Origin of the sequence: Streptomyces sp. ML-6, assembly GCF_030116705.1 — a bacterium.
GTDB lineage: Bacteria > Actinomycetota > Actinomycetes > Streptomycetales > Streptomycetaceae > Streptomyces.
This window is the reverse complement of record NZ_JAOTIK010000001.1, coordinates 6299755-6316243: the sequence shown is the minus strand read 5'-3', so window position 1 is coordinate 6316243 and position 16489 is coordinate 6299755. Positions and strand designations below refer to the sequence as shown.

Below are 16489 nucleotides of genomic sequence, written 5' to 3'. Positions count from 1 at the left end.
GGGCACCCGCTGCGGAGTGCCCCGCGCCGTGCTTCATTCCTCCGGGGTCAGGGCGCCCGTGGTGAGGCCGTCACGGGCGACTTCGGCAAGCCGTCTGCTCAGCTCGTCGGCCTTGCGCATGCCTTCCTCGAACTCGGACACGGCCCGGAAGACCGCCCCGTAGCGACGCTGCTCGTCGATGCCCATCCGGGGGATGCGCGAGCCCCGGCCGTCGAGACGGTACGTCCCGCTGGCGCTCGTGGACCGGCGGGTGTTGGCGGAGCTCCGCAGGAACCCCCGGAGGTAGTCGGTGTCGAGCTGGTCGCCGGCCGAGACCGGCTCCGAGCCCTCGTACGCGACGAGTCCGGCAGCGGCGAGATCCGCGACGCCGGTGGTCGCACCGCCCACCGGTCCCGGTCCTTCCCCGGCCGCCAGGTCGGGAAGGAGGGCGGCGAGTCGGCGGATCTGCTCCTCCAGCTCCCGGCGCAGGGCCGTGTACTCGCCGGAGTGGTCGCGGTGCCGGGAACGGAGGTGATGGGCGGGGGTGAGATCGACGGTGTCGTCGAGGAGTTCGATCGGCGACACGTCGGCGACCTGGTCGGGGCGCGGCTCCAGATCGCCGTCGGGGCCGTTGCCGGTCAGGTCGATCATGCGCACGGTGCGGTTCGGGTCCGCGCCCTCCGTGCGGCGGGGGCGCCGCAGGCACCACAGGTGAACGGGCAGGGCGTGGGAGGTCGCCGTTCCCGGCGGCAGCGCGATCACCTGGCGCAGGATGCCCCGGCGTACGAGTTCCGCCCGGATGCGGCGGCCCGCCTTGCGGTAGGCGACCGAGGCCGGCATGACCATGAGGACCTGACCGCCCGGTCCGGTGTGCGCGTACGCGTGCTGGAGCCAGGCGAGCTCGCCCTCGGCCTTGGAGGGGGTGCCGAGCTCCCAGCGCGAGTCGAGCAGCAGTTCCTCCCGTCCCCACTCGGTCACCCCGGCCGGGGGGTCGCAGACGACGAGATCCGCCCGGAGATCCGTCCAGGCGTCCGCGCGCAGGGAATCCCCCGCCACGATGCGGGCTTCCGACCGGCCCAGCAGGTCGGCGCGGAGCTGCGCGAAGCGGGCGCTGTCGGCGTCCGCCTCCTGACCGCGGCAGCGCGTGCCCGGCCGGGAGCCGACGGACAGGAGCAGCACCCCGATTCCGCAGGCGGGGTCGAAGACCGTGGCGCCGGGAGGGAGTTCGGGGGCGAAATGGCGGACGGCACGCACCACGCGCTCGGGAGTCACCTGCTCCGACCCCGCGCGCCGGGCCGAGTCCACGAACCGTTCGGCCAGTCCGTTCACGAGGTCGGCAGGGGCGGCGGTCCGGGCGAGTTTCCGTACCCGGGGGGCGATGTCGTCCGGCAGCCCCGGCGCGGGTCTCCCGGCCAGTGCCGCGGCCACCTCCGCCAGGCCCGTGACCATCTGTTCCCCGTACGCGGCCCGCAGGGCCTGCCACAACTCGACCTCGGGTGAGATCTCCTGGCCCTTGCGCTGCCGGTCCAGCCATTCCTGGACCTCGGCGAGCGCGAAGAGCGGACTGTTCGCGGCGCCCCCCGCCGGCGCCGGGAAGTCGTCGTGGCGCCGACGCCAGTTGGAGACGGCAGCCCGGGTGACGCCGGCCAGTCGAGCGATCTCGGCACCGGTGACCAGGGGGCCGCCCGGTGAAGCTGCGTTGTCCGTCATGCACCCAGCGTACACGGAGCGCCATTCCACCTCCAGAGTGAAGTCTGTTGACAGTGCGCACAGACTGGTGTCAATGTCACCGTGTACTCGATCCGTCCCGGATGGGTATGCCGTGCGGTGCGCCCTTGTCGCAGCCGCCTCGTCCCGTCGTTCCCCACGGCGCGGGGCTTGCCCGCCCGGCCCCGCCCGTGACGCCCCTGCCCTCACCCCCGTGGCCCTCGTACGGCCACTACGGCGAAGGGCACCGGCGCGTCTCCCCCGCCCACCTCTCAGACCTTTCGCCCACAGCTCCACGGAGGCTCGCCATGGCGTCGAACACCGCAGTACGCACCGTCTACCGGCTGACCGGTGTCGCACCCACCCCGGAGGCCATGCTGGACGCCCTCGACCCGGGGCTTCTGGACAGGCTCGATGCCGATCTGCACTTCCCCGACGCGCTCGGCGTTCCGGCTGTGTACCTCACCTGCGCAATGGAGCAGGTCGAGGCCCCGTGGTGCGAATCCATGGCGCGCACCACCGGCATCGCCGTTGCCGAGGGCGTCCGTCGCACCGCCGCCGTCCTGCTGCTCGCCGTCGACGGCACGGTGTACGCCATCGGCTGCGACCAGGGATACCGGCTGATCCCCGACCACCTCAAGGACAAGCGCTTCGGGCTCTCCTTCGCCGTCCGGCAGATGGATCCGAACCTGATCCGCGGGGCGGTCTCGAGGTCGCTCGGGCAGGCACGCACGGACATCTCCCTGGTTCCGGGCGGTGCCCCGGCCCCGCTGCTCGGCCTCCGTGACCACTCGCGTGTCATTCGCAGCCTGGGTGGTTACCTCGACGACCTGCCGCTCACCCGCTCGCGGTACACACGCGGAAAGGCGGTCAGCGCCCAGGGCGGATGCGGGTTGAAGATCGCGCTGGGGATCGAACCCGAGGCTCTGCTCTCCGATTTACGGACCATCGCCAGGATCTGCCGCGAGGACATCCCGCACCAGGAGCTGGAGTTCGTCGACCACATCGTCCCGGTCACCGATCCGGCGGTTCTCGAGGCCCTCGAGCAGCGGCTGGACGACTGCCTCGGCCGGCCCGCCGACGGGCGGATCTCGTCCGCCGTCCCCTCCGACCACCACCTGGCCCACGCGGAGGCCACCGTGTACATGACGCGGATCAACAGCACCGAGGCCCGGCGCTCCGACGACTTCGACCTCGACTACGTGCTCACGCGGGCCCGGCTCGCACCGCCCGGACGACGCCTCGAAGTGCTGCGCGAAGGGACGGTGATCCTTGCCAAGGACCGCCGGGCACGTACCGTCGACACCCTCGCCGAGACCCGCGCGCTGGCCTGGCTGGAGGTCGAATCCTCCCTGGGCTCCAGGCGGTTCTTCCTCCTGGAGGGCGAGTGGTACGAGGGCGGGGCCGCCTACGTCGCGGAGAGCCGGGCCACCGTGGCGGCCCTGTTCCCTCCCACCCCCTCCGTCTCGATGCCCGCCTGGCTCAAGGGTGAGTCCGAGAACGCCTACAACAACAGGGTGGCCGACGAGGAACGGCCGGGCTGGCTCTGCCTCGACACCAAGAACGTCACCAATCCCCTCCGGCCCCGGGACCAGGTCGAGATCTGCGACCTGCTCACGCCCGACGGCGCCCTGGTCCTCGTCAAGCGCGCAGGCGGTTCCGGTCCGCTGAGCCACCTGTTCAACCAGGCCAGGGTGGCCGTGGAGCTGCTCCAGGAGTCCGCTCGGGTCCGTGCGGAATTCGTCGCGAAGGTCGCCCGGCTCAGTGGGGGCGGCCGGGTGCTTCCCGACGACTTCACCCCCAGGCGGATCGTCCTCGCCATGCTGCTCAAGAACCGCGAGAGCCTGACTCCGGATTCCGTCTTCGGCTTCTCCCAGATCACCATCGCCCAGACCGCGAAGGCCCTGGCAGCGCGTGGGGTGGCCGTCGAGGTCGTCGGCATCCCGGAAGGCAATGCCGGCGCGCTGTCCCTGCCTCCGAGCCGTGTGGAGGTCGGTGCGGGGGTTCCCGGCTGATTCGGCCCCGGGAAACATCGGTACAGCGGTCATCGGCGAGACACGGTCATGGTCCGGGTGGCGCGAGTGCGCCGGCCCGGTCGACGACGCGGCCACGGCCCGTCACCTCAGACGCCATTTCGGCGAGCCGTCGCGTGCTGCCCCTCCGGCCCCCTCACAGTGTCCGCTGCGCCCCTGGTCACCCGTGTCTCCCGTCATATATCCAGGAAGCCCGCACCGTCGCACGTGAAGGAGCCGACCTTGCGCGACCACGAGAGCGCCCGGAAGACCAGGGCCGCCGCGGGCAGGGCCGCGTTCGTCGTGGCTCCGGCCCCGGCCCTCCAGCAGGAGGGTCTCCTCGGCCTGCAGGCCGGGGTCGGAAACGCGGTCGTCGTCCAGATGCTCCGCCAGGCGGGCTTGCTCCGGGACCAGGACGAGCACCGCCACGGTCCCGGGTGCGGCCAGGAGGAGACCGGGCAGGCACCCCGTCCGGTGCAGCGGTCCACGGTCCACGACGTGCTCCGCGGCCCCGGGCAGCCCCTGGACGAGGTGACCCGCACCGACATGGAGGCCCGCCTCGGCGCCGACTTCTCCGATGTGCGCATCCACAGCGGCGCAGCCGCCAGGGCCTCCGCGGACGAGGTCGGGGCCCGCGCGTACACCTCGGGCTCCCATGTGGTCGTCGGCGCGGGCGGGATCGACCGCCACACCCTCGCGCACGAACTGACCCATGTCATCCAGCAGCGCCAGGGCCCGGTGGCGGGCACCGACAACGGTGGCGGCCTGCGGATCTCCGACCCCTCCGACCGCTTCGAACGCGAGGCGGAGGCGAACGCGCGGCGCGTGCTCAAGGGCTCCGCGCCCCCTCGAAACGCGGAAGCGTCCGGTGCCGCGCCCGCCCCGGGCAGCCACATCCAACGCATGCTTTCCAACACGAAGGGGCAGGACCTCCACGACGCCGAGACCCCTCCGGGTTACAGCCGCACGCCGGCAGCGGCCAAGAAGGTCGCCGATTCCTCCGGGCGCGAGGACGGGAAATGGCGCTACGCCGAGCACGACATCCCCGGACTGGGCTCAAAGACCACGGCGACCACCAATATCTCGCTCGTGTCGGAGCAGCAAAAAGCGGGGAACTGGCAGCAGATACTGAATTCCTTCTACCAGGTGTGCCCGGGGTGCGGAGACGCGGCGAACGTCGAATCCTTCGAGGTCGACCATCAGGAGGCATTCAATGAAATCCGGGACAACCTGCGCAAACTCGCCGCCGATTACACGGATGCGGGGGTCGACCCGAACAGGATCCCTTCTCAGTACCAGTCGTTCTTCGTGGTCTCCCAGGACGCCAGTGCTCCTGGAGGATTCCGCTTCGAGGCCAGCAGGGCAGCCGTCAACGAGTACTCCAACGACTTGGGCAACCTCATGCGCATCTGCAGGAACTGCAACGGTGCGACGGGGAAGAGCGACATGGACTTCCTCAAGTGGTTCGAGCAGAACAAATTCTTCGGAAGGTCCTTCCTCGCCCAGCACCTCAGTCTCCAAGGCGGCAAGAACCCCGACTACATCCTCGCCAGGACCAGTTCCGGCGGCGGCTGGGGGAAAGCCGCCCGCGACTGGTTCACGCAGCACCACCTGAGCACGCTCAGGAAGCAACTTCCCGCTGTCAAACTGAACAAAATCATCACGAGTGGTCTGGCGAACGAGACCACCGCCCGTACCGACGGCCTCTACGCCCGGGACCCGCAGATGCTGCAGTACGCGGACGTCATGAACCGCCGCAATGATGCCCACGTCGGGGTCACCCACACCCTCGCCGATTACGCCGAGGGCGCCACCGACTACGCGCCGGGCTCGCCCGCCCGGCTCACCGCCCAGGTCGCGAACGTGTTCAACACCCGGGAGGCGAGGAAGGCGCAGGAGGCCGCGGGCCTGCTACAGGCCGGAGTCACCGCCGATTCCGGCGCGGCCCACGACCTGGGCCGGCAGGCCGGGCTCGCCGGCCAGATGCCGGACCACCGCGTGATCGCCGTGGGCCGGCCCGATTCCGAAGCGGCCCTGCGCGCCTACATGGAGGGGTACGCGGCGGGAATGCAGCAGAGGTTCATGCAGCAGCAAGGCTTCGGGGGACATTGACCCCGCCCTCCTCCGTCGTCCTCGTGCGGCTCCGGCGCGTCCGTATCACGCAGAGGGTCCAGGGCCCCGTCGGCCGGGGCAGCAGAACCCGATGACGGCGCAGCCGGCCCACCGCATGGTCGAACAGCGGCTTCGGGCCGACGATTACTCGCGCTAATCGTCGCTTTCGCAGAACGTCATTGTTCGCCCGGCGCACGGCGAAGTTCCATGAGCGGCATGGAAACATTCACGCCCGCTTCGAGCGGCGACAAGGCCAGAACCCGTTCCCTCCTCCCGGTCGTCGCGATCGCGCTGTGCACCTTCCTCGTGGTGAGCTCCGAGATGATGCCGGTGGGAGTGCTGACCCCCATGGCCGGCTCGCTCGGCATCAGCGAGGGCGTCGCCGGGCTGTCCCTGACCATCACCGGGCTGGTCGCGGCCGTGGTCGCCACCGTGGCGCCCGCGCTGGTCGGGCGTGCCGACCGGCGCGGTGTGCTGGTCCTGTTCATGTGCGTGCTCACGGCCGCGAACGCGCTGACGGCGCTGGCTCCGGATTTCCTCGTCCTGGCCGGGGCCCGGGTGCTGTTGGGGGTGTCGATGGGGATGGTGTGGGGTCTGGCGGCCGGTCTGGGGTCGCGGTTGGCCGAGCCGGGGCGTGCCGCCCTCGCGACGACGCTGATCTTCTCCGGGGTGTCGATCGCCTCCGTGCTGGGAGTGCCGCTGGGGACCTTCGTCGCGGATTCGTTCGGGTGGCGATCGGCGTTCTGGGCGCTGAGCGCGGCCGGGGCCTTCGCGAGCGTTCTGCTGTTGGTCGTGCTGCCGCCCGTGCCGGTGGCCGGGCGGGTGCGTTTGGGGGCCGGGTTCGGGGTCCTGAGGAACCCCGGTGTGTCGGCGGGGATCGCGATCTCGGTGCTCGTCGTGCTCGGGCATTTCGCCGGCTACACCTACGTCCGGCCCTTCCTGGAGTCGGAGGCGGGGCTGAGCCCGGCGCTGGTCGCGGCGGCGCTGCTCGCCTACGGAGTGGCGGGGGTCCTCGGCAACTTCGTCGTCGGGTCGCTCGCCGGGAAGTCGGCCCGTGCCGCCGTCATGGTGGCGGTCGGCGGTGTCGTGGCCGCGACGTCCGCCCTGGCGTTCGGCGGGGGTGCCGCGGCGCTGTCGGCGTCGGTGCTGCTCGTCGTGTGGGGGCTCGGGTACGGCGGTGTCTCCGTCTCGACGCAGACCTGGACGGCCGCCGCCGACCCGGAACGTGTCGAGGCCTCCTCGGCGTTGTGGGCGGGGGCGTTCAACGCGAGCATCGCGGTCGGCTCGGTCGCCGGAGGGGCGGTGATCGACGGTGCCGGGGAAACGGCGGTCATGCGGGTCGCGGCGTTCGGCGCCCTCTGCGCGTTCGTCGTCGCTGTCGTGGCGCGTCCTCGCAGGTGAACGCGGCGCTTCCGGGGGCCCGTGGTCAGGCCGCGCGTGTCCTGAGGTCCAGTTCCTCGGCGAACCGCGCGATCAGCGGGTGCTTCGCGTCGTGGCGGGCCAGCGCGATCAGCGAGGTGTCGGGCAGCGACGGGGCGGGGACGAAGCGCACGTCCGGGCGCGAGAAATAGGCCGCCCCCGCCCGGCACAACAGCACCCCGTGCCGGTTGCCCGCGACGAGCGACAGCGCTTCCTGGAGCGTGGTCGCGGTGGCGGTGTAGTGCAGTTCGTACCCGTCCTCCGTGCGGCGCGGGGCGTTCGCCTCGCGCCAGTACGCCGGTGCCCGCGGTACGGGGGCCACCATGCCCACACCCGCGAGATCGGCCGAGGTGACACGCTCCTTCGCGGCGAGCGGGTGCGCGCGGGAGACCGCGAGGTACTGCGGCTGGCGCGAGAACTCGACCAGGTGCCGGAAGTCGTGTTCCGTACTGGGGGCGAGGACGACGGCCACGTCGACGGTGCCGTTGCCCAACCCCGTGAACGGGTCCGCCCACGGCAGTTCGACCAGGCGCGTGAGTTCCGCGGGGAGCGCCGCGACCGTCCGGCCCAGCGACTCGTACACCGCGCCCTGGAAGCCGATCCGCAGGGGACGGTCCGGGGAGAGGGCCCTGGCCTGGGCGTCGGCGAACCCCTGTCGCAGGCGGTCGATCGCGGGCGTCGTCCCGGCGGCCAGCGCCGCGCCCACGGCGGTCAGCGCGACGCGCCTGCTCGTGCGCTCGAACAGCGCCCCGCCGACCCGCCCCTCCAGCCGTTTGATCATCTGCGAGACGCGCCCCTGGGAGACCCCGAGGCGCTCGGCGGTGCGGCCGAAATGGAGCTCCCCGGCCAGTACCGAGAAACATTCGAGCTCCCGCAGGGGCAGGTCCGGCAGCGGTGGGGAGGTCGTCACGGGCCGCGGGGACGTGCGGGGACCGGACGTGCCGCGGCGATCGTTCCCGGCTGCCCGGCCCGGGGCTCCGGGCGCCGCGGCGTCCGGAGTCTGCGCACGGGTCCTGTGCTCCACGGCCCCTCCTTCTCCCGGTGTCCCCCAACGTATTCGGCGTACGTGGCACACACCAAACGGTGTGCTGGACATGGCCGGTGCACGGGGCGGTCGCTCGGCGCGGGACGCGGTTCAGTGGCCGATGTCGCGGGCGAGGTCCAGGCCGAGGACGCGGTCGAGGTGGGCGAAGGTCTCGAACTTGGCGCCCGGGGGGACGTCGGAGCGGTCGGCGAGGGCGGTGAGCAGGTCGAGGACGGCGGCGGCGTCGATGTTCTCGGCGAGCGCCGCGTACGACCGGCGCAGCAGGTCGGCGGGGATCGGCCTGGAGGGGTGCCGTGCCCAGTCGGCCACCCGGGTCCGCCACTGCCGCAGGGTCCGGCGGGCCGCGGCGAGGGCGGGGCCGGTGATCGTGAGGGGTTCGGTGTGGGGGTGGCCGAGGAGCAGCAGGCGTACGGCCAGGGGGTCGGCGGTGTCCGAGGGGTCGGGGGCGCCCAGGAGTTCCCGGGTGGAGGCGTTCTGCTCCGGCGGGGCCGTGTCGACCCGGCCCACTTCGATCCGGAGCCCGGTCGTGTCGCCGTCGTCGCCCGGGGCGAGTACGTGCACGTCGGCGGGGCCGCCGAGCGCCGCGTCCGGGCGGTGCGGGGTGAGGGCGGTCGGGGGGTGGATGCCGAGCACCGCCATGATCCGGTCCAGGGCGCCGGTCCGGTCGGGCGTCAGTTCCCCGGTGGTGAGGACCGTGACGACCTGGAGGCCGTTCAGCTCCGCGGTGCGCGCCAGGACGTCGCCGACCAGGAGCACGCGCAGGTGCCACGGGCCGATTCCGGTGCCGGTGTCCTCCGTCGTGCCGGTGCCGGTGCCCGTGCCCGTGTCGGTGCCGAGGGGCGGCAGGTGGACGCTGCTGCGCAGCAGGCGGCGCGGTGCGGCGGGGACGTCCACGAGGTGGCCGGTGCGGGGGTCGGTGATACGCAGCATGGTGCGGAGGCTAGTCGCGGGGGCCTCCCGGGTGGGGGAACCCGTGCGGGGGTGGTCAGAAGTAATGGCCGGTTCCGGGGTCACTCCTCCTCGGTCAACTGCTCGTCCAGTTCGTCGAAGAGCAGCTCGGCGTGGTCGATCTGGCCGGTCCGGTAGGCGGAGCGGGCCACCAGGTGGGCGGCCACGGGGCTGGTCATCAGCTGGAAGAAGCCGATCAGGGCGAGGGTCGCCAGGTCCATGCCGCTGCGCAGGCGCAGGGCGACCCCGGCGAGGGTCAGGAGCATGCCGAGGGTCTGCGGTTTGGTGGCGGCGTGGCTGCGGGAGAGGACGTCGGGGAGGCGGAGCATGCCGATCACGCCGAGCAGGCAGACGGCCGCGCCGACGAGGACGAGTACGGCGCCGGCCATGTCGAGGACCTGGAGCCAGGCGTTCATCGGGATTCCTCCTCGCCGCCGTCGTCCGGGGTCCGGCGCGGCGGCCGGTCGCGGACGGCGATGAAGCGGGCGATGCCGACCGATCCCGTGAACCCGAGGACGGCCAGCACCAGCATGATCGGGAAGTAGAACGAGTCGCGCGCGAAGGCCGACTTGGCGGCCAGGCCCGCGATGATGAGGGCGGCGCACACGTCCAGTGAGAGCGCCCGGTCCAGCATGGACGGGCCCCACCAGATCCGGGCGAGCAGTCCCGCCCCGGCGACGACGATCAGTACGACGGCCGCGACGAGCAGCGCCCGTTCGACGGTCTCCGGTGTGCTCATGCCCCGACTCCCTTGCCGGACGCGACCGGTGGCGGCGGGCCGGCGACCCGGGCGATCTCGTCGGGGGTGCCGAAGGCCCGTACCGTCAGTGCCTCCAGGCGCCACACCGAGCGCCGTGCCGCGTCGAGCGCGGCGGGCCGGTCCGCGTCGAGGACGTGCAGGAAGACGGTGGCCGTGGCGCGGCGCACCTCGACGACCGATCCGCCGGGGACGTTCGACACGGCGACGGCGGTGGCCGCGAGCATCAGGTCGGAGCGGCAGCGCAGCGGTACGGCGATGACGGCGGCCCGGTGCGGGTGGTCGACGAAGATCTGCCGGGTGACGCGTACGCCCGAGGTGTACATGTCGTAGAGCAGACAGCCGACGAGCACCAGGATGCCCCAGGGGTGCAGGCGGAGTCCGAGGTCGACCCGGGGCAGCGGGAAGGCCAGGCAGACGACCACCGCGACGACCGCGCCGGTCAGCAGGTTGATCCAGTGGAGGCCGGACCAGAGGAACACCCAGATGAAGGTGAGCCAGGCGATCAGCGGGAGGTCGAGCACGCGTCGTCGGCGCCCGATGAACTCGCAGCTGAAGGGCGGCAGGTCCTTGTTCCGGAAGGACAGTTTGATCAGGCGTTTCACGGGCCGAGTACCGCCTGTGTGTAGGGCGTGCGCGCGATGAGTTCGGCGGCGGCGCGGTCGGTGTAGGAGGTCAGCGGTCCGGCGAACACGGTGAAGGCGAGGCCGAGTGCGACGGCCGCCGCGGTCGCCCCGGTCATCGGGTGCGGCAGTTTCGTCGTGGTGGTGACGGCGTGGCCGTGCAGGGTGGCCGCGACCGCCCGTCCGGCGGGCTGGTGGCGGGGGCGCACCGGTTCGTCGCCGCTGCCGGGGATGCGGTCGGGGCCCTCGTCGGTGTCGGTGTCGTCCTCGTCGGAGCCGGACTCCAGGACGGTGCCGTACGCGGCCTGTCCGGGCGGCGCGGCCCGCCAGAAGGCCAGGTTCCAGACCTTGGCCGTCACGTAGAGGGTGAGGAGGCTGGTCACCGCCGACCCGGCGACGAGGATCCACGCCCAGACGCCGCCGTCGGCGACCCCGGCCCGCATCAGCACGAGCTTGCCGATGAAGCCGGACAGCGGTGGGGTGCCGGCCAGGTTCATGGCGGGGACGAAGAACAGCGTGGCGAGCAGCGGGGCCGCCTTGGCGAGGCCGCCGATCCGGGTGAGTTCGGTGGTGCCGCCCCGGCGTTCGATCAGCCCCGCCACCAGGAAGAGGGTGGTCTGGACGGTGATGTGGTGGACGACGTAGACGATCGCGCCGCCGTACGCGTCCCGGGTGGCGAGGCCGATGCCGAAGACCATGTAGCCGATGTGGCTGACGAGGGTGAAGGAGAGCAGCCGTTTCAGGTCGGTCTGGGCCACGGCTCCGAGGATGCCGACGACCATCGAGGCGAGCGCGGCGGCCATCAGCAGGTCGCCGAGCCGGTTGCCGGGGAAGAGCAGGGTCTCGGTGCGGAGCATGCAGTAGACGCCGACCTTGGTGAGCAGGCCCGCGAAGACCGCGGTGACCGGGGCGGGTGCGGTCGGGTAGGAGTCGGGGAGCCAGGCGGCGAGCGGGAAGACGGCGGCCTTGACGGCGAAGACGGTGAGCAGCATCCCCTGGATCAGGGTCTGCACCCCGAGCGGCAGTTCGCCGATCCGTCCGGCCAGTTGCGCGAAGTTGGCGGTGCCGGTCGCCGCGTACGTCATGGCGATGGCGGTGAGGAACAGCATCGACGAGAACAGCGAGATGATCACGTAGGTGGAGCCGGCCCGGACCCGGGGGCCGGTGCCGCCGAGGGTGAGCAGGACGAAGCTGGCGACCAGCATGATCTCGAAGCCGACGTAGAGGTTGACCAGGTCACCGGCGAGGAAGGTGCAGGAGACCCCGGCGACCAGGATCAGGTACGCGGGGTGGAAGACCGCGACGGGGGTCTCCTCGTCGCGGTCGGCCATGCCCTGGCCGAGGGAGTAGACCAGCACGCAGAGCGTGACGGCGGAGGACACCGTCAGCATCAGCCCGGAGAGCCGGTCGGCGACCAGGGTGATGCCGAGCGGCGGGGCGAAGTCGCCGAGGTCGACGGTGAGCGGGCCGCGGAGGTCGGCGACGATCATCAGGGTGACGGAGAGTCCGAGCACGGTGCCGAGCACGACGACGCTGACGAGGCGCTGGACCTGTTTGAGTCTGGTGCCGAAGGCGAGGCTGAGGCCGGTCGCGCAGAGCGGCAGCAGCACCGGCAGGGGGACGAGGGCGTTCATCCGGTGGCTCCTGGATCGGCGTCGTGGGGGTGGGGGGCTTCCGGAGGGCGCTCCCGCGGGGTGTCCTCGGAGTGGGGGGCGTCCTCGGGGCGGGGACCGTTCCTGGGGCGTGGGGCGTCCTCGGGGCGCGGGGCGTTCCCGGAGTGGAGGTCGTTCCCGGGGCGCGGGGCGTTCCCGGAGCGGGGGTCCTCCGGCGGGTCGGTCCCGGTGCGTCGGGGCCCCGGGCCGGTGTCCGCTGTGGACGGCTGTGGGTAGTCCTCGGGGTCGGCGCCCAGGACGTCGTGCCAGAGGTTGCCGGTGGCGTACCGGCCGCGTGCCTGCAGGGCCCGGTCGGCGCGCAGCCGGGCCCGGAGCCGGCGGCGTTCCTCGCGGTAGCGGGCGCGCTGCTCGTCCGTGACGTCGTCGGCGGCGCGGTACCGCTCGCGCAGTTCGTCGCGCTCCCCCAGCACTTCGGCGCGCAGCGCGATGCGCCGGTCCTCCAGGTCGTCGTGGACCTCGTCCGTGCCGGTCAGCTGGTGGCCGCGGTACGCCATGGCGAGGAGGAACGCCGTGGTGGCGAGGGTGATGACGATCGCGGTGAGGGCGATGGCCTGCGGCAGCGGGTCGGTGACCCGCCCCAGCTGGACGCCGTAGAGGAGCGGTTCCTCGCCGGCCGAGCCGGTGGCGGCGAGGATGAGCAGGTTGATGCCGTTGCTCGCGATCACCGCACCGAGCAGGATGCGGGTGAGCGGTCGGGTGAGCATGAGGATGCCGCCGACCGCGCAGAGCACCACGGCGGTGGCCAGGAGCGAGACGCTGACCGTCATTCGGCGACGCCTTCCGTCCCGGAGGCCGTTCCCGGGGGTGTCCCGGGGGCCGTTCCCGGGGCTGTGCCGGAGGCAGGTCCCGGCGGTGCGCCGGGGTCGGCCGCCGCGGCCCTCGCGGCCGCCTTCTCGATCACCGCCCGCTCGATCTGCCGGTCGATCTTGGCGCCGAGCGCCCGCACGATGTCCAGCACCACGCCCAGGACCAGCAGGTAGACCCCGAAGTCGAAGAGGACCGGCGTGCCGATGTGGTACTCGCCGATCAGGGGCAGCCGGCCGTGGTGGGTCCAGGCGTGCAGGACCGTTCCGTCGGCGAGGCCGAGCAGGGCGACCCCGGTGGAGACGAACAGTCCGAGGCCGGTGAAGAGTCCGGGCTGGAGCGGTGCGGCCTCGGCGAGTTCGAAGCGTCCGCCCGCCAGGTAACGGGTGATCAGCGCGAGTCCGGCGACGAGTCCGGCGACGAAGCCTCCGCCCGGCATGTTCTCGGCGCAGAACAGCAGGTACACCGAGAGCACCAGGACCGGGTGGAACAGCAGCCGGGCCACGACCTCGAAGACGATGGAGCGGTGTTCGGGCGCCAGCGTCGAACCGGCCGCGAGCCAGCCGCGTTCCGGTGCCCCCTCGTCGCCGCGCGGAAGCCCCGTCAGGCCGGTGGACGTCACCGACCAGGCGGTCCGTCCCCGGGTCTCCTCGCGCGGCGGTTCCTCGGTGCGCCGGTGCAGGTAGAGCAGGCTCGTCACCCCGATCGCCGCCGCGGCGAGGACGGCGGACTCCCCCATCGTGTCCCAGGCGCGCAGGTCGACCAGGATGGTGGCCACGACGTCCTTGAGCCCGTGCCGGGAGACCTCCTCGACCATGGCCGCGCCCGCCGGGTCCGCCGTACGGGCCGCCGCCGCGACCCACACCACCACGCCGAGCGTCGCCGCCGCGGCCAGGGCCACCGGGATGCGCACCGCGCGCCGCCAGCTGCTGACCGACTCCTGGAAGTGCACCGGCAGCCGCCGCAGCACCAGCACGAACACGATCATCGCCACGGTCTCGACGCAGAACTGGGTGAGCGCCAGGTCGGGGCCGCCCTGGACGACGAAGAGCAGCGCCGCGCCGTATCCGGTCAGTCCGGCCAGTACCACCGCCTTCATCCGGCGCCTGACGGCGAGGCACAGGAGGGCGGCCGCGCAGGTCAGTGCGGCGACGGCGCCCTGCAGGGGGACGTCCCAGAGCCGCGGGGGCGCGGCCCCGTGCCACGGCCGGTCCACACCGAGGACGGTGAGCTGGCCGACCAGCATCACGAGCAGGGTGGTGGCGAGGTAGCCGGAGAGCGAGCCGCGCTGGACGAAGCCGGTGAGCTGGAGCGAGAGCCGTTCCAGGCCGAGCAGCAGGTGCCCGAAGACGCTGTCGGCGGTCGGCCAGGCGATCCGGCGGGAGATCCGGGTCACGGTGGTGCGGCCCAGGAAGAGCACCGCGCCGGCCGCCGTGGCGACGGCGGAGAGCAGCAGGGCGGTCCCGAAGCCGTGCCAGAGCGCGAGGTGGTACGGGTACGGGGTCGGCGGGAACGCGTCCGCGTACGCGCCCAGCAGTCGATCGGTCCATCCGACTCCCGGCCCCAGCACCAGCCCGCAGAGCGCGAGCAGCGCGGGCGGTGCGAGGAAGGCCGGGCCCACCCGGTGCACCGGGGTGTCCTCGACGCCGGGCTTGCGGGCGAAGGCCCCCCAGACGAACCGCGCGGTGTACGCGACGGTCAGGGCCGAGCCGGCGACGGTGAGGCCCAGCGCCCAGTGGTCGGCGGTGGAGCCGTGCAGCAGTGCCTCGAACGCGGCTTCCTTGGCGGCGAATCCGAGCAGCGGCGGCAGGGCCGCCATGGACGCGGCGGCGAGCACCGCGACCGCGCCGACGTGCGGCAGCGCCCGGCCGACGCCGGAGAGTCTGCGCAGGTCACGGGTGCCGGCCGCGTGGTCGACGATGCCGGTGACGAGGAACAGCGGGGCCTTGAAGCAGGCGTGGCCCAGGATCATGACGACCGCGGCCAGTGCCGTGTCCCGGGTGCCGGCCCCGGCGAGCAGGGTGAGGAAGCCGAGCTGGCCGACGGTGCCGTAGGCGAGGACCAGTTTGAGGTCGTTCAGGCGCAGGGCCCGCCAGCCGCCGAGCAGCATGGTCGCGGCTCCGAGGACGATCACGACGGGGCGCCAGACCGGCACGTCGGCGAAGGCGGGCGCGAGCCGGGCGACCAGGTACACCCCGGCCTTCACCATCGCGGCGGCGTGCAGATAGGCGCTGACGGGCGTCGGTGCGGCCATGGCGTTGGGCAGCCAGAGGCTGAACGGCCAGATCGCCGACTTCGACAGGGCCCCGCACAGGATCAGCAGCACCGCGATCGAGACGGCGGGGCCCGTCGGGGGCGGGTCGGCGAGGAGGGTGGAGATGCGGTACGTGCCCGCCGTGCGGCCGAGGAGCAGGAAGCCGACGAACATCGCGAGGCCGCCGAGCGTGGTGACGGTGAGCGCCTGGAGTGCGGAGCGGCGGCTGTGCTTCTGCTCGCTGTCGTATCCGATCAGCAGGTAGGAGAAGACCGTGGTCAGCTCCCAGAACACGTAGAGCGAGATCAGGTCGTCGGCGAGGACGAGGGCGAGCATGGCCCCCGCGAACGCGAGCAGGTTCCCGGCGAATCCGGCCAGTTGCGGGGTGCGGCCGGTGAAGTACGAGGCGCAGTAGAGCAGGACGAGCGTGCCGATCCCGGCCGCGAGCAGCACCATCAGTTCGGCGAGCGCGTCGAGCCTGAGGTCGACGGTGACGCCGTAGGCGGGCATCCACGGCCACGACCAGGTGACGGAGCCGCCGGACGCGGTGGTGTTCCACTGCGTGGCCGCCCACACCGTGGTGGCGGCCGGGGGCAGTGCGAGGAGGACGAAGGCGCGGCTGCCCAGCGCCCGCACCAGCGGGCGCGCGCAGGCGGCCAGGACGAAGTGGCAGACGACGAGCGCGGTCATGCGGTGCCGGTGGACGTCCCGCGCCCGCGCTCGCCGGAGATCCGGGAACCGGACAAAGCATCAGGGATAAAAGCCACTCAATACAGATATATCTCCGACCGCATCTCACTCCCACGGCGCGCCGCGCCCCTCCCTGCGCACCGCGTCCGCCACCGATGGGCGCGAGCGCCCGGAGGTCCCGCCCGGCCCGTCCGTATCCTTGGCGCACCCCGCCGCGAGGGGGCGGCACGGCGCGCGGGCGCCTCGCGTGTCCGTGTGCCCATCGCCCCCTGCTCGAACTGGCATGGAACGGGCGCTTCCGGGCGTCGTGGCGGCACCGGTCATGATCAGTGATGCATTCGTGACCCCTTTCTTTTCATTTTTAACGGTGTGCCTACTATCTTCCTGTCGAAGTTCTCAACGAATTTGCCCAGTCCTGAAACTGGCACCATCGTCTAGGAGCACGTCCTGCGCACGCGCGTCTCAC

11 protein-coding genes and 1 pseudogene are annotated in these 16489 nt (G+C 72.3%); 3 read left to right on the top strand and 9 right to left on the bottom strand.

What is annotated here, in order from left to right; all coding sequences use genetic code 11:
- Positions 1–33: 33 nt before the first annotated feature.
- Positions 34–1689 (bottom strand): N-6 DNA methylase, encoded by a 1656-nt coding sequence (locus OCT49_RS27940; RefSeq protein WP_283854554.1) that lies wholly within the window; start codon positions 1687–1689, stop codon positions 34–36.
- 305 nt (positions 1690–1994) lie between these two features.
- On the opposite strand from OCT49_RS27940, the gene OCT49_RS27935 reads away from it, so the two are divergent.
- The 3 genes from OCT49_RS27935 to OCT49_RS27925 all read left to right on the top strand — a co-directional run bounded on the left by OCT49_RS27935 (position 1995) and on the right by OCT49_RS27925 (position 7211).
- A complete protein-coding gene (locus tag OCT49_RS27935) occupies positions 1995–3701 on the top strand; it encodes a TIGR04141 family sporadically distributed protein (RefSeq protein WP_283854553.1) in 1707 nt (568 codons plus the stop codon).
- 378 nt (positions 3702–4079) lie between these two features.
- Complete coding sequence (locus OCT49_RS27930) at positions 4080–5810, top strand: eCIS core domain-containing protein (protein ID WP_283855968.1); 1731 nt, start codon at positions 4080–4082, stop codon at positions 5808–5810.
- A 216-nt stretch (positions 5811–6026) separates the two neighbouring features.
- Positions 6027–7211, top strand: a complete 1185-nt coding sequence (locus OCT49_RS27925) for an MFS transporter (RefSeq protein ID WP_283854552.1) — start codon at positions 6027–6029, stop codon at positions 7209–7211.
- 25 nt (positions 7212–7236) lie between these two features.
- Here OCT49_RS27925 and OCT49_RS27920 read toward each other — a convergent pair whose 3' ends face one another.
- From OCT49_RS27920 to OCT49_RS27885, 8 genes and pseudogenes are all read right to left on the bottom strand, one after another.
- Positions 7237–8139, bottom strand: a complete 903-nt coding sequence (locus OCT49_RS27920; RefSeq protein ID WP_283854551.1) for a LysR family transcriptional regulator — start codon at positions 8137–8139, stop codon at positions 7237–7239.
- Positions 8140–8364: 225 nt separating this feature from the next.
- On the bottom strand, positions 8365–9204 hold the full coding sequence (locus OCT49_RS27915) for a hypothetical protein (RefSeq protein WP_283854550.1): 840 nt from the start codon (positions 9202–9204) through the stop codon (positions 8365–8367).
- Between the two features lie 80 nt (positions 9205–9284).
- The gene (mnhG, locus tag OCT49_RS27910; protein WP_283854549.1) at positions 9285–9638 is read right to left on the bottom strand and encodes a monovalent cation/H(+) antiporter subunit G; all 354 of its coding nucleotides are present in this window, start codon (positions 9636–9638) and stop codon (positions 9285–9287) included.
- A complete protein-coding gene (locus tag OCT49_RS27905) occupies positions 9635–9961 on the bottom strand; it encodes an MrpF/PhaF family protein (RefSeq protein WP_283854548.1) in 327 nt (108 codons plus the stop codon). Before OCT49_RS27905 ends, mnhG begins: the two co-directional genes overlap by 4 nt.
- A complete protein-coding gene (locus tag OCT49_RS27900; protein WP_283854547.1) occupies positions 9958–10584 on the bottom strand; it encodes a Na+/H+ antiporter subunit E in 627 nt (208 codons plus the stop codon). The genes OCT49_RS27905 and OCT49_RS27900 overlap by 4 nt, the downstream gene beginning before the upstream one ends.
- Entirely contained in the window at positions 10581–12236 is a 1656-nt protein-coding gene (locus OCT49_RS27895; protein WP_283854546.1) for a Na+/H+ antiporter subunit D, read from the bottom strand. Before OCT49_RS27895 ends, OCT49_RS27900 begins: the two co-directional genes overlap by 4 nt.
- A gap of 218 nt (positions 12237–12454) precedes the next feature.
- Positions 12455–13042 (bottom strand): annotated as a pseudogene (locus OCT49_RS27890) (Na(+)/H(+) antiporter subunit C); the annotation flags it as partial.
- Entirely contained in the window at positions 13039–16023 is a 2985-nt protein-coding gene (locus OCT49_RS27885; RefSeq protein WP_283854544.1) for a Na+/H+ antiporter subunit A, read from the bottom strand. The pseudogene OCT49_RS27890 and the gene OCT49_RS27885, both read right to left, overlap by 4 nt.
- Between the last annotated feature and the right edge of the window lie 466 nt (positions 16024–16489).

Coding starts and splice junctions, on each gene's coding strand:
- OCT49_RS27885 (WP_283854544.1), bottom strand. CDS start 16,023: ATGACCGCGCTCGTCGTCTGCCACTTCGTCCTGGCCGCCTGCGCGCGC.
- OCT49_RS27895 (WP_283854546.1), bottom strand. CDS start 12,236: ATGAACGCCCTCGTCCCCCTGCCGGTGCTGCTGCCGCTCTGCGCGACC.
- OCT49_RS27925 (WP_283854552.1), top strand. CDS start 6,027: ATGGAAACATTCACGCCCGCTTCGAGCGGCGACAAGGCCAGAACCCGT.
- OCT49_RS27935 (WP_283854553.1), top strand. CDS start 1,995: ATGGCGTCGAACACCGCAGTACGCACCGTCTACCGGCTGACCGGTGTC.
- mnhG (WP_283854549.1), bottom strand. CDS start 9,638: ATGAACGCCTGGCTCCAGGTCCTCGACATGGCCGGCGCCGTACTCGTC.
- OCT49_RS27905 (WP_283854548.1), bottom strand. CDS start 9,961: ATGAGCACACCGGAGACCGTCGAACGGGCGCTGCTCGTCGCGGCCGTC.
- OCT49_RS27915 (WP_283854550.1), bottom strand. CDS start 9,204: ATGCTGCGTATCACCGACCCCCGCACCGGCCACCTCGTGGACGTCCCC.
- OCT49_RS27940 (WP_283854554.1), bottom strand. CDS start 1,689: ATGACGGACAACGCAGCTTCACCGGGCGGCCCCCTGGTCACCGGTGCC.
- OCT49_RS27930 (WP_283855968.1), top strand. CDS start 4,080: ATGCTCCGCCAGGCGGGCTTGCTCCGGGACCAGGACGAGCACCGCCAC.